11 protein-coding genes and 1 pseudogene are annotated in these 11,793 nt (G+C 62.6%); all 12 read right to left on the minus strand.

Annotated features, from left to right (window positions below; all coding sequences use genetic code 11):
- Window positions 1–102 precede the first annotated feature (102 nt).
- The 12 genes and pseudogenes from astE to FFS13_RS01820 all read right to left on the minus strand — a co-directional run bounded on the left by astE (window position 103) and on the right by FFS13_RS01820 (window position 11,580).
- Window positions 103–1,113, minus strand: a complete 1,011-nt coding sequence (astE, locus tag FFS13_RS01770) for a succinylglutamate desuccinylase (protein WP_137817400.1) — start codon at window positions 1,111–1,113, stop codon at window positions 103–105.
- Between the two features lie 24 nt (window positions 1,114–1,137).
- Window positions 1,138–1,422, minus strand: coding sequence for a topoisomerase II (locus FFS13_RS01775; RefSeq protein ID WP_137817401.1), 285 nt, complete (start codon window positions 1,420–1,422; stop codon window positions 1,138–1,140).
- Window positions 1,423–1,435: 13 nt separating this feature from the next.
- The gene (gene astB / locus FFS13_RS01780) at window positions 1,436–2,791 is read right to left on the minus strand and encodes an N-succinylarginine dihydrolase (protein WP_137817402.1); all 1,356 of its coding nucleotides are present in this window, start codon (window positions 2,789–2,791) and stop codon (window positions 1,436–1,438) included.
- The gene (gene astD / locus FFS13_RS01785) at window positions 2,788–4,251 is read right to left on the minus strand and encodes a succinylglutamate-semialdehyde dehydrogenase (protein ID WP_137817403.1); all 1,464 of its coding nucleotides are present in this window, start codon (window positions 4,249–4,251) and stop codon (window positions 2,788–2,790) included. The genes astB and astD overlap by 4 nt, the downstream gene beginning before the upstream one ends.
- Window positions 4,251–5,288 (minus strand): arginine N-succinyltransferase, encoded by a 1,038-nt coding sequence (gene astA, locus FFS13_RS01790; protein ID WP_137817404.1) that lies wholly within the window; start codon window positions 5,286–5,288, stop codon window positions 4,251–4,253. Before astA ends, astD begins: the two co-directional genes overlap by 1 nt.
- Before the next feature lie 11 nt (window positions 5,289–5,299).
- Window positions 5,300–6,331 (minus strand): arginine/ornithine succinyltransferase subunit alpha, encoded by a 1,032-nt coding sequence (gene aruF / locus FFS13_RS01795; RefSeq protein WP_137817405.1) that lies wholly within the window; start codon window positions 6,329–6,331, stop codon window positions 5,300–5,302.
- 232 nt (window positions 6,332–6,563) lie between these two features.
- A complete protein-coding gene (locus FFS13_RS01800; protein ID WP_137817406.1) occupies window positions 6,564–7,784 on the minus strand; it encodes an aspartate aminotransferase family protein in 1,221 nt (406 codons plus the stop codon).
- Window positions 7,785–8,227: 443 nt separating this feature from the next.
- Entirely contained in the window at window positions 8,228–9,208 is a 981-nt protein-coding gene (gene argR, locus FFS13_RS01805) for a transcriptional regulator ArgR (protein ID WP_137817407.1), read from the minus strand.
- An 88-nt stretch (window positions 9,209–9,296) separates the two neighbouring features.
- The gene (locus FFS13_RS01810) at window positions 9,297–10,061 is read right to left on the minus strand and encodes an ABC transporter ATP-binding protein (RefSeq protein WP_137817408.1); all 765 of its coding nucleotides are present in this window, start codon (window positions 10,059–10,061) and stop codon (window positions 9,297–9,299) included.
- Between the two features lie 40 nt (window positions 10,062–10,101).
- Window positions 10,102–10,176, minus strand: a pseudogene (locus FFS13_RS19935) (hypothetical protein); the annotation flags it as partial.
- A 19-nt stretch (window positions 10,177–10,195) separates the two neighbouring features.
- Window positions 10,196–10,894, minus strand: coding sequence for an ABC transporter permease (locus tag FFS13_RS01815; protein WP_137817409.1), 699 nt, complete (start codon window positions 10,892–10,894; stop codon window positions 10,196–10,198).
- The gene (locus FFS13_RS01820) at window positions 10,891–11,580 is read right to left on the minus strand and encodes an ABC transporter permease (RefSeq protein WP_137817410.1); all 690 of its coding nucleotides are present in this window, start codon (window positions 11,578–11,580) and stop codon (window positions 10,891–10,893) included. Before FFS13_RS01820 ends, FFS13_RS01815 begins: the two co-directional genes overlap by 4 nt.
- Window positions 11,581–11,793: the final 213 nt, after the last annotated feature.

The following is an 11,793-nucleotide window of genomic DNA, read 5'->3' on the forward strand; positions in this document are numbered from 1 at the left end:
GTAGGCTGGGTAGAGCCGTTTTTTGGCGAAACCCGGCGGGGGTGTTTGCAGCGGAGTATTGCTGGGTTTCGCTGCGCTCTACCCAGCCTACAGGTAGGCGGCCTAGGCCAAGTTATCGGCGCTGGTCGGAACGACCAGAATGGCGGCGCGCAGGCCATTCTTCACTTTCGGATTGGGGAAGATGATGCGCGCGCCCTCCTCCTCGACTATCCAGCGCGTGCCGGCGATATCCTCGGCCAGCAGATAGCCCACCGGCAACTCACTGAAGTTCTCGATATCCGCCGGCAGATGCAAGCTAAACGCATCGCTGTGCTTGATCACCTCGCGGGCCACCGCAAACAGCTGCAAGCCCTCCAAAGCACCCGCCTCCAGTTGCGGTTCGCGACCTTCGATCAGGCATTCCAGACGCGCTTCCAAGCACTCGAGGTTGACCTGTTGGTTCTGCCCGAACGGTCGCGCCTTACCCAGCTCCAGCGTGAAGGCCTCGGCATCCAGTTGGGCATAGGTGTAGGAGCTGAAGGTAATCGAGCCCTTGCTCTGCAATAGCACCGCAGCAATCCCGGCAGCCTGCAGGCGGGCCAGTTCCAGCCGCGAGTGAATGCAGCCTTCACGCCAGGGGTAGAGGGCGAACTGTTCGATTTTCGAGCCGCGGATGGCGGTGTGCAGGTCGTAATGCAGGCGGCTGCGTTGCGGCTTACTGAAGAACGCCGCGCTTAGGCGCTCCAACTCGCAGGCCCGCAACGCCTCGAAACCACTGGACTGCTCATGCCGACCATTGAACAGACGATTGATGTCCTGCTCGATATAGCGCTCGCCACGACGCATGGCCTCGGGGTTGCCGAGCAGGAACAAAATACGCGCCCGCGGCTTCAAGTCGCCGCGGGCAATGCCTTGCAGCAGGCGATCGAGCAGTTCGATCGGCGCGGTTTCGTTGCCGTGGACACCGGCCGACAGCAACAGATCCAAGCCACTGTCATCCGTGCTGGGCGGCGTCACTTCCAACGCACCTTCGGCCAGCCAGCGCAAACGCGTGCCCTCGGCGGTCAGCTGAATCTTTGCGGCGGGCTCGTGGCCAGCCAGGGTCAGTTCAAGCAGCTTACCGAGGGCTAACATAGGGCACTTCCCAATACTTACTTCTTAATGATCGTGGCCACAGTCCGGGCCATGCACGTGCTCGTCATCGACTTCTGCCGGCTCCATCTCCAGCTCCAGGCTGACCAAGTTGGTCGCCAACGGGCGCAGCAGCAGGTTGGCGTACTCGGCGTCGCCTTCCTCGACATCCACCCCGATGATCAGCTGGCCGCGACCATCTTGCTGAATCCAGACTTCCTTGCCCTGCCAGATCACGGCAAAGCGGGTGCAGGAGGTTTCCAGCTGGGTGCCGTCGGTGTCTTCGAGGATCAGTTGCAGGCTATCGGACATGGTTGCAGGACTCTTAATTGATCTGGAATGGATAAACCGAGCCTAGTTTAAGGATCTGCGTCAGTTCATCCAATGCCGAACGGCATTCGACCAGCAATTGCGGGTCGGCCAGGTCGGTTTCGGCCAGACGGTCGCGGTAGTGCTTGTCGACCCAGAGGTTTAGCGTGTCATACAGCGACGGGGTCATGATCACGCCCGGATTCACCGCGTTCAGCTCGCCCTCGTTGAGCGCCACCCGCAGGCGCAGGCAGGCCGGGCCGCCGCCGTTCTGCATGCTCTGCTTGAGGTCGAAGACCTTCACCTCGCTGATCGGCCCGTCTTCGGCGGTCAGGCGCGCCAGGTAGCTCCACACGCGTTCATTGTTGCGGCACTCTTCCGGCACGATCAGCAACATCGAACCATCGGCACGCGACAGCAGCTGGCTGTTGAACAGGTAGGACTTCACCGCGTCTTCGACGGTCACCGCATCGCGCGGCACGCACACGGCGCGGAAGCGGCCGCCGCGACGACCGAGCTTGTCGTGCAACTCGGCCAGCACCTTCTCGGTGTCGAGGAAGGCGTCTTCGTGGTAGAACAGCACTTCGCCGTTGCCCACCGCGATCACGTCGTTATGGAACACGCCCTGATCGATCACCGCCGGATTCTGCTGGGCGTAGACCACGCCGGCCTCGCCCAGGCCGTGCAGGCGAGCGACCGCCTGACTGGCCTCCAGGGTCTGCCGCGCCGGATAACGCTGCGGCTCCGGGAAGCGGCTGTCGAAGGCGCTGCGACCGAACACGAAGAACTCCACGCCGGCCTCGCCGTAGCTCTTGCAGAAGCGCGTGTGGTTGGCCGCGCCCTCGTCACCGAACTGGCTCACCGCCGGCAATGCCGCGTGATGGGCGAAGTGCTGCTGGTTGGCGAACATGGCGCCGAGCACGCGGCTGGTGGTCGGGTGCTCGAGGCTGCGGTGAAACTTGCAGTTGAGGTTGGCGGCGGTGAAATGCACACGGCCGTCCGCGGTGTCGGCGCTGGGGCTGACGGTGGCGGCGTTGGCGGTCCACATATTGGACGCCGAGCAGCTGGCGACCAGCAGCGGCATGGCGTCCTTGGCGGCTCTCTGGATCACCTCGGCGTCAGTGCCGGTAAAACCCAGGCTGCGCAGTGCGGCGACAGCCGGGCGTTCCTGCGGGGCCAGTACGCCCTGCTTGAAGCCCATCTCCATCAGCGCCTTCATCTTCGCCAGGCCTTGCTTGGCGGCGTCCTTGGGGCTGGAGACCTGCTGGCTGTTGCCCTGCGAGGCGACGTTGCCGTACGACAGGCCACCGTAGTTGTGAGTCGGCCCGACTAGACCGTCGAAGTTGACTTCATAGGCATTTTTGACGGTCATAGGTTGACTCCCGGGGTCAGGGTTGCAGGCAGGCTCAGGCTTTCGCTTTCCAGCGAGGCCACCGGATAGGCACAGTAATCCGCAGCGTAGTAGGCACTGGCGCGATGGTTGCCGGAGGCGCCGACTCCGCCGAAGGGCGCCGTGCTGGCGGCACCCGTCAGCTGTTTATTCCAGTTGACGATGCCGGCCCGGCTCTCGACCCAGAACTGTTGATAGCGCTCGCGGGAATCCGACAGCAACCCGGCGGCCAGGCCATATTGGGTGGCGTTGGCTTCGCGAATCGCGGCGTCGAAATCGGCGTAGCGAATCACTTGCAGCAGCGGACCGAAGAACTCCTCGTCGGGGCGCTCGGCGACCACGCTGACATCGAGGATGCCCGGAGTCAGCAGCGCGGCGCCGGCCTGCGGCTGGGTCATCGCCAGCAGCGCGGTGGCACCCTTGGCGAGCAGCTGTTCCTGGGCCTGCATCAGCTGCCGCGCGGCCTCCAGCGAGATCACCGAGCCCATAAAGGGCGCCGGCTGCGCATCGAAGGCGCCGACCTTGATCTGGCTGGCGACCTGGGCCAAACGCGCCAGCAGGGCATCGCCCCAGGCGCCCTGCGGCACCAGCAGGCGGCGGGCGCAGGTGCAGCGCTGGCCGGCGGAGATGAAGGCCGATTGGACGATGGTGTAGACCGCGGCGTCGAGGTCCTGCACCTGATCGACGATCAGCGGGTTATTGCCGCCCATCTCCAGCGCCAGGATCTTGTCCGGGCGGCCGGCGAACTGCTGGTGCAGCAGGTTGCCGGTACGGCTGGAACCGGTGAAGAACAGCCCGTCGATACCCGGGTTGCCGGCCAGGGCGACGCCGGTCTCGCGGGCGCCTTGCAGCAAGTTGAGCACGCCTGCCGGCAAACCGGCTTCGATCCAGCACCGCACCGTCAGCTCGGCGACTTTCGGGGTCAGCTCGCTGGGTTTGAAGATCACCGCGTTGCCAGCCAGCAACGCCGGCACTATGTGGCCGTTGGGCAGGTGACCGGGGAAGTTGTAGGGGCCGAACACCGCGACCACGCCATGGGGCTTGTGCCGCAGCACGGCGGTGGCGTCGGCCAGCGGGCCGCTCTTCTCACCGGTGCGCTCGCGATAGCTCTGGATCGAGATGGCGACCTTGTTGACCATGCTGGTCACTTCGGTGGCGGACTCCCACAGCGGCTTGCCGGTCTCTTCACCGATGCTGCGGGCCAGTTCGTCGCCGTGCGCTTTAAGCGCGACGGCAAAGCGCTCCAGCACGCCGATGCGCTCTTCCAGCGAGAGTTTGGCCCAGGCCGGGAAAGCCGCGCGGGCGGCCTGCACGGCAGCCTCGACCTGCGCGGCGCTGGCGCCGCGACCGGACCAGACCACGGCCTGACTGACCGGATTCAGCGACTCCAGCGCCTCGCCCTGGCCTGCTTGCCAGGTGCCGGCAATGTAATGCGTACTCATTAAATCAGCTCCTTGTTCGCTGGCGCTCTGGCCGACAGCGGCACTGCACGCACTTGATCGCCGGCGGTGAGTTGCAGGCGTTTGGCAGTCAACGGATCGACCACCAGGGTGCCGGCCGCCATCCGCGCCGGGGCGGCGGTGATGCGGCAGTCTTCACGCTTGCGGTTGTGGATCAGGAACGGCGCGGCGTCATCGCCCGGCGTGCCAATTGCCAGCACCAGCGCCTGGCTGTCGCGCACGGCGCGGATCTTCGCAGTCTCGACTTCGATGGCCGGGCCGGCATCGAAGATATCCACGTAACCCTGATAGCTGAAACCTTCACCCTTGAGCATGGCCAGCGCCGGCTCGGTGTCCGGATGGACGCGACCGATGATGTTGCGCGCCTCTTCCGAGAGGAAGCAGGTGTAGAGCGGGAACTTCGGCATCAACTCGGCGATAAAGGCCTTGTTGCCGACGCCGGTGAGGTAATCGGCGCGGGAGAATTCCATCTTGAAGAAGTGCCGGCCGAGGCTTTCCCAGAAGGGCGAACGCCCCTGCTCGTCGGACATGCCACGCATCTCGGCAATCACCTTGTTGCCGAACAGCTGCGGGAACTCGGCGATGAACAGGAAGCGCGCCTTGGACAGCAGGCGACCGTTCAGCCCACTGCGATGCTCGGCCTGCAGGAACAGTGAGCACAGCTCGGAGTTACCGGTCAGGTCATTGGCGAGGAACAGTGTCGGGATCTCGCGGTGGATCTGCAGTTCCTGCGAGGCGCTGACGGTCAGGCCGAGACGGTAGTTGTACCAAGGCTCGCGCAGGCCGACGGCGCCGGCGACCGCCGAGATGCCGACCACCTGACCGGCGTCATCTTCGAGGACGAACAGGTAGTCGGCGTCGGCACGCTCGGCTTCGCCGCGGAAGGCTTTCTCCGCCCAACCGACGCGGTGCGCCAGGCGCTCCTCGTTGGCCGGCAGCGTGGTCAGGCCGGCGCCGGTGCTGCGGGCGAGATTGAGCAGGGCCGGCAAATCGGCACTGCGGACGGGACGAACGATCATAGGCAATCCTCTTAAACCGCAACCAGGCGCACGCTGGCACCCTCGCCGACGCCCAAGGCTTCGGCGGCTTCAAGACTCAGGGTGACCGGCTTGCCCGGCACCCAATCCAGTTCGACGACAACCGCACGGAAGTCCTGCAATTGGCCGTTGGCCACCAGATAGGGGCGCCCGCCTTTGCCGGGTTCGCGCCGCTCTTGAGAACCAAGGCGGACCGGCACCACGCGGCTCTGGGCAATCGAGCGAATGCCCGAGGTGCGCGCATGCAGGGTCGGGCCACCGTCAAAAATGTCGATGTAATGATCGGTCTCGAAACCTTCACGCATGAGGATGTCGAAGGTGATCTGCGCCCGCGGATGAACCTGGCCCATGGCTTCCTGGGCGGCGTCCGGCAACAGCGGCACGTAGATCGGGTAATGCGGCATCAGTTCGGCGAGGAAGGTGCGGCTCTTCAGACCACTGAGGCGCTCGGCCTCGGCATAGTTGAGGTCGAAGAAGTTCCGCCCGACCGCATCCCAGAACGGCGAATCGCCGTGCTCATCGCTGTGCCCGACTATCTCCACCACCACCGCATCGGCGAAGCGCTCCGGGTGGTTGGCCACAAACAGCAGGCGACCACGGGAGTTCAGCTCGGCCCACGGCGAGTTCACCAAGGGTTTCTCGACGTAGAAGCTGGTCAACAGGCTATTGCCGGTCAGGTCGTGGCAGAGCGAGAGCACGTGAATCTTGTTGTGGATCGACAGCGACCGCGAGGCATGCACGAAGGTCTCGTTGCGGAAGCTGTAGAACGGCTCGGAATAGCCGGCCGAAGCGACGATGCCGGAACAGCCGACCAGCCGGCCGGTGTCCGTGTCTTCGAGGACGAAGAAATAGCTCTCCTCACCGTTAAAGCTGACTTCGGCCGCGAACGACGCCTCCGAGGCGACGATCTTATCGCTCAGGCGTTCGGCATCATCCGGCAGCGAGGTAACACCAACCGGGCTGTCCGCGGCCAGACGTTGCACGTCGGCCAGATCAGCCATTTGCGCAGGGCGCATCACCAGCATGGTGTTACTCCTTAAAGAAAAGCCCCAAGCCACTCGCGCAGAGAGACCCAGAGAAAGCCATGGCACGCGGCCACAGCACGCACAGAAATGGTCATCCTTGGTTAAAACACCGATCGACTCGTCCTGAGTCGATTAAAGCTACAACTGAGCTGCCTACAACTGGGCTGCGGGGCTGGCGCGGGCCGAGAATACCCAGGCAAAGTCGGCCCGCGCCGCAGCCCATAGAACCTGCTTAGGCCTGAGTCAACTTGGCCACGGCGCGCTCGAAACGGTTCAGGCCTTCATCGATATCCGCATCCGGAATCACCAGACTCGGGGCAAACCGCACGACATCCGGGCCGGCCTGCAACACCATGACGCCTTCTTTCTCGGCGGCATTGAGCACGTCCTTGGCCTTGCCCTTCCAGGCATCTGACAAGGCTGCGCCGATCAACAGGCCCAGGCCGCGCACCTCGGTGAAGATGCCGTACTGCGCGGCGATCTGCTCCAGGCGCACTTTGAAGCGCTCGTGCTTGGCCTTGACGCCATCGAGCACTTCCGGAGTGTTGATCACATCCAGCACCGCACCCGCCACCGCACTGGCCAGCGGGTTGCCGCCATAGGTGGTGCCGTGGGTGCCGACCGACAAGTGAGCGGCGATCTTGCTGGTGGTCAGCATCGCGCCGATCGGGAAACCGCCGCCCAGGCTCTTGGCGCTGGAGAGGATGTCGGGCGTTACGCCGTAATTCATATAGGCGAACAGTTCGCCGCTACGGCCCATGCCACTTTGCACTTCGTCGAACACCAGCAGCGCGTTGTGCTCGTCACACAGCTTGCGCACGCCTTCCAGATAAGCCTTGTCGGCCGGCAGCACACCACCCTCGCCCTGAACCGGCTCAAGCACCACGGCACAGGTCTTCTCGGAAATGGCCGCTTTCAGCGCATCCAGGTCGTTAAAGGGCACATGGGTGATGCCTTGGATCTTCGGACCGAAGCCATCGGAGTACTTCGGCTGACCACCGACAGTCACGGTGAACAGCGTGCGGCCGTGGAAGCTGTTGCTCGCCGCGATGATCTCGAACTTCTGCGGGCCATACACATCATGGGCATAGCGACGCGCCAGCTTGAATGCGGCTTCGTTGGCCTCGGCACCGGAGTTGGCGAGGAACACGCGCTCGGCGAACGTGGCGTCGACCAGCTTGTGCGCCAGACGCAGGGCCGGCTCGTTGGTGAAGACGTTGGAGACGTGCCAGATCTTCTGTGCCTGCTCGGTCAAGGCTTTGACCAAGGCCGGGTGCGCATGACCCAGGGAGTTCACGGCGATACCGCCGCCGAAGTCAATCAGCTCACGACCACTCTGATCCCAAACGCGGGAGCCCTCGCCACGCACTGGAATAAAGGCTGCGGGGGCATAGTTAGGAACCATCACCTGATCGAAATCGGCGCGCGCTACCTGTACATACTCAACGGACATCGGTGTTCTCCTGCCTGGAACGGCTAGCGATGAAATGAATTGTAGGGACTGATTTGGGGCGGGCATTGTCGTCATGCGACAACTTCTTATAGCGCCAACCCGGGAAATTTCGGTGCTTATGGAAATGCGACAGAAAGCGTCACGAACAGGCTGCGTGAGAACGTAGCGAGCGAAGGTTAGACAAGGCAAAAGCAGGCGAGAAAGCGCAGTTTACACATTGTAAATGAGCATTTTGAGCCTGCTTTTAACGCCGTATAACCGAGCGCAGTAGTTTTCACACAGACTGGAAGGCGCAGTTTAAACGCTGTTCGGCACACTTAGGCATGGACGGAGAAAATTCGCCGATGCCTGATTTAGCCGTTGCCCGGCGCACATTGGAAAAACGCAAAACCCCTAGGAGCGGCCCATGGCCGCGATATACGTTTCGCGGCCATGGGCCGCTCCTACCCGCGCTCGACCGGCACGGAGGTGAGCTCGAAGGGGCTGTTGCTGCGGCGCTGATTGCGATCTTCGCGCGGGGTGGCGCCGAAGAAGTTGCGGTAGGCGCTGGAGAAGTGCGGACCGGAGGAGAAGCCGCAGGACAGGCCGATCTGGATGATCGATTTACTGGTCTGCATCAGCAACTGGCGAGCCTTGTTCAGGCGCAGCTCCAGGTAGTACTGGCTGGGCACACGATTGAGGTACTGCTTGAAAATCCGCTCCAACTGGCGACGCGAGACGCAGACATGCTGGGCGATTTCATCGGTGGTCAGTGGCTCTTCGATATTCGCCTCCATCAGCAGCACGGCCTGGGTCAGCTTCGGATGGCTGGAACCCAGACGGTTCTGCAGAGGAATACGCTGGCGCTCACCGCCTTCGCGAATGCGCTCGACCACCAACTCTTCCGAAACCGCACCAGCCAACTCGGCGCCGTGATCACGCGCCAACACCGCCAACAGCAGGTCGAGCACCGCCAAGCCGCCACAGGCCGTCAGACGATCGCGATCCCAGTCGAACAAATGACTGGTGGCAATCACCTTGGGAAAGCGCTCGGTAAAGTCGTCCTGCCAGCGCCAGTGCACCGCCGCCCGATAACCCTCGAGCAAGCCGAGCTGAGCCAAAGGGTAAACCCCCGCTGACAGCCCGCCGATCACACAACCAGCCCGCACCAACTGCTTGAGCGCACTGGATAAGGCCGGGGCGAGATGGGTCGGCGGCTCATCGGCCAACAGAAAGAGCTTTTGACAGCCCTCCAGCTTACCGACCCAAGGCTCGCCCGGCAGACACCAAGCGCCTTCGACCATCGGCTCGGCCTGGAGGAACCGCAGCTCGTAAACCACTTCAGGGTGAACACGCTGAGCGACGCGCAACGCTTCCTCCGCCAACGCCAAAGTCATTGCCTTGGTGCTGGGCCAGAGGAGAAAACCAATTCGGTAAGCAGTCATGGCTGACAGTTTAGGCTCTGTTGGCATTGATGGGCATGCCGTGTTGCGCCCAAATGGGGCGTCATTATCGTACTTCCAGCGACCGGGATTACTTCAAGCTACCGGAAAGGAACTGCTTGAGACGCTCGGACTGCGGGTTAACCAGCACTTCTTTCGGGCAACCGCACTCTTCCACCACACCTTTGTGCAGGAACACCAGTTGGTTCGAGACTTCGCGAGCAAAACCCATCTCGTGCGTCACCACCACCATGGTCCGGCCTTCCTGCGCCAGATCCTGCATGACCTTGAGCACCTCACCCACCAGTTCCGGGTCGAGCGCCGAGGTCGGCTCGTCGAACAGCATGACTTCCGGCTCCATCGCCAGCGCACGGGCAATCGCCACACGCTGCTGCTCGCCACCGGACATGTGCGCCGGGTAAGCCTCTTTACGGTGCGCCACACCGACTTTGGCCAGGTAATACTCGGCCTTTTCCAGCGCGTCCTTCTTCGACATGCCGAGCACGTGCACCGGAGCTTCCATGACGTTTTCCAGGGCGCTCATATGCGACCACAGGTTGAAGTGCTGGAACACCATGGACAGGCGCGAGCGCATGCGTTGCAACTGCTTCGGATCGGCGGCCTTGAGCGCGCCCTCCTTGTTCGCCACCAGCTTGAGCTCTTCGCCATTGAGCAGGATCTTGCCGGCGTGGGGTTGCTCCAGCAGGTTGATGCAGCGCAGAAAGGTACTCTTACCCGAGCCGCTGGAGCCGATGATGCTGATCACATCACCGGCTTTGGCCGCCAGGGACACACCCTTGAGCACTTCGTGGCTGCCATAACGCTTGTGCAGGTCTTGAACTTCAAGTTTGTACATGGTTTCGACTCTCAGATGCTGGGGCCCGGTAACAGTTGTTTCAGTCGCTGAGCAAACGCCCCTGACGTATAGGTTCACGGCCGGCCACCTTGGCCAACCACAGGCATGGCTGTGCGCTGCATGACCATCCGCCCTTAAGCCTTACGCGGCGCCAGGTAGGCCAGCCAGTGGCGCTCGGCCAGCTTGAACAGGCGCACCAGAACGAAGGTCAGGCACAGGTAGAACGCACCGGCGGTGATAAAGGCCTCGAACGGCAGGTAGAACTGCGAGCTGAGGGTGCGCGCCGCGCCAGTGATGTCGATCAAGGTGACGATCGAGGCCAGACTGGTGGTGTGCAGCATCATGATCACTTCGTTGCTGTACTGCGGCAGCGCGCGACGCAGCGCCGAGGGCAGCAAGATCCGCCGATAGAGCTTGAAGCGCGACATGCCCACGGCTTTAGCCGCTTCGATCTCGCCATGCGGGATGGCCTTGAGGCTACCGGCGAGGATTTCCGCGCTGTAGGCACTGGTGTTAAGGGCAAAAGCCAGGCAGGCACAGAAGGTGGCGTTGGACAGATACGGCCAGAGAAAGCTCTCACGCACCGCCGCGAACTGCGCCAGACCGTAGTAGATCAAAAACAGCTGCACCAGCATCGGCGTGCCACGAATCACATAGGTATAGAGCCAGGCCGGGAGGTTAACCAACGGCTGCCGCGAGACGCGCATCAAGCCCAGCGGAACGGCGAGCAGCAGCCCCAGCGCCAGGGAAATCAGCAAAATCTTGAGGGTCACCAACACGCCACCGAAATACAGCGGCAGGTTGGCCCAGACGGATGAGAAGTCGAAGATCATAGTTCAGCCACCTTGATACCTGCCGAGTAACGTTGCTCCAGGAACCGCAGGAGCAGCAAAGACACACTGGTCAGCACCAGATAGAGCGCCGCTACCGCCAGGTAGAAGGTAAAAGGCTCGTGCGTGGCATCCGCAGCGCTCTTGGCCTTGAACATCATGTCCTGCAGCCCGACCACCGAGATCAGCGCCGTCGCCTTGGTCATTACCAGCCAGTTATTGGTGAAGCCTGGAATGGCGAAACGAATCATCTGCGGCACCAGCACCCGGAAAAACACCTGCAGGCCGCTCATGCCGTAGGCCGCGCCCGCTTCGGCCTGGCCCTTGGGGATAGCCAGGAAGGCACCACGGAAAGTCTCCGAGAGATAGGCCCCGAAGATAAAGCCCATGGTAAACACGCCCGTGGCAAAGGGGTTCAGGTCGATGTAATCGTCATAGCCCAGCAGCGGCGCGACCCGATTAACCACATCCTGGCCGCCATAGAAAATCAGCAGGATCAGCACCAGATCGGGAATACCGCGAATCACCGTGGCATAGGCCTCGCCCAGCAAAGACAGCCACTTGATCGGCGAGAGACGAAACGCCGCCCCTAGCAACCCCAGCACGCAAGCCAGCGTCATAGAGGTCAGGGCCAACGACAAGGTGAGCCAGGCACCGTCGATAATGGTCGAGCCGTAGCCGTTCAGCATGATCTTAATTCCTCATACAGCGCGTCTCAGCGAAACCGAGGCCGCACCGATGTAACGAAAAAGTGGCACAACAACAGGGTAGCCCCGCAATTCATCCCGAACTGCCCGAAGCGCGTCGAATCCGTTCAGAATTCGGACCCGCTCACACCGAAGGCCGGCGACACTCCCCATGCCGCATGCCCCGCTCGCCTACACGAGCACCCTGGCGTGACC

Origin of the sequence: Pseudomonas sp. 2FG, from assembly GCF_005502935.1 — a bacterium.
Lineage (GTDB): Bacteria > Pseudomonadota > Gammaproteobacteria > Pseudomonadales > Pseudomonadaceae > Aquipseudomonas.

Excerpts from the sequence above, each read along its gene's own strand:
- astE (WP_137817400.1), bottom strand. The coding sequence starts at position 1,113 with ATGTTAGCCCTCGGTAAGCTGCTTGAACTGACCCTGGCTGGCCACGAG.
- FFS13_RS01775 (WP_137817401.1), bottom strand. The coding sequence starts at position 1,422 with ATGTCCGATAGCCTGCAACTGATCCTCGAAGACACCGACGGCACCCAG.
- astB (WP_137817402.1), bottom strand. The coding sequence starts at position 2,791 with ATGACCGTCAAAAATGCCTATGAAGTCAACTTCGACGGTCTAGTCGGG.
- astD (WP_137817403.1), bottom strand. The coding sequence starts at position 4,251 with ATGAGTACGCATTACATTGCCGGCACCTGGCAAGCAGGCCAGGGCGAG.
- astA (WP_137817404.1), bottom strand. The coding sequence starts at position 5,288 with ATGATCGTTCGTCCCGTCCGCAGTGCCGATTTGCCGGCCCTGCTCAAT.
- aruF (WP_137817405.1), bottom strand. The coding sequence starts at position 6,331 with ATGCTGGTGATGCGCCCTGCGCAAATGGCTGATCTGGCCGACGTGCAA.
- FFS13_RS01800 (WP_137817406.1), bottom strand. The coding sequence starts at position 7,784 with ATGTCCGTTGAGTATGTACAGGTAGCGCGCGCCGATTTCGATCAGGTG.
- argR (WP_137817407.1), bottom strand. The coding sequence starts at position 9,208 with ATGACTGCTTACCGAATTGGTTTTCTCCTCTGGCCCAGCACCAAGGCA.
- FFS13_RS01810 (WP_137817408.1), bottom strand. The coding sequence starts at position 10,061 with ATGTACAAACTTGAAGTTCAAGACCTGCACAAGCGTTATGGCAGCCAC.
- FFS13_RS01815 (WP_137817409.1), bottom strand. The coding sequence starts at position 10,894 with ATGATCTTCGACTTCTCATCCGTCTGGGCCAACCTGCCGCTGTATTTC.
- FFS13_RS01820 (WP_137817410.1), bottom strand. The coding sequence starts at position 11,580 with ATGCTGAACGGCTACGGCTCGACCATTATCGACGGTGCCTGGCTCACC.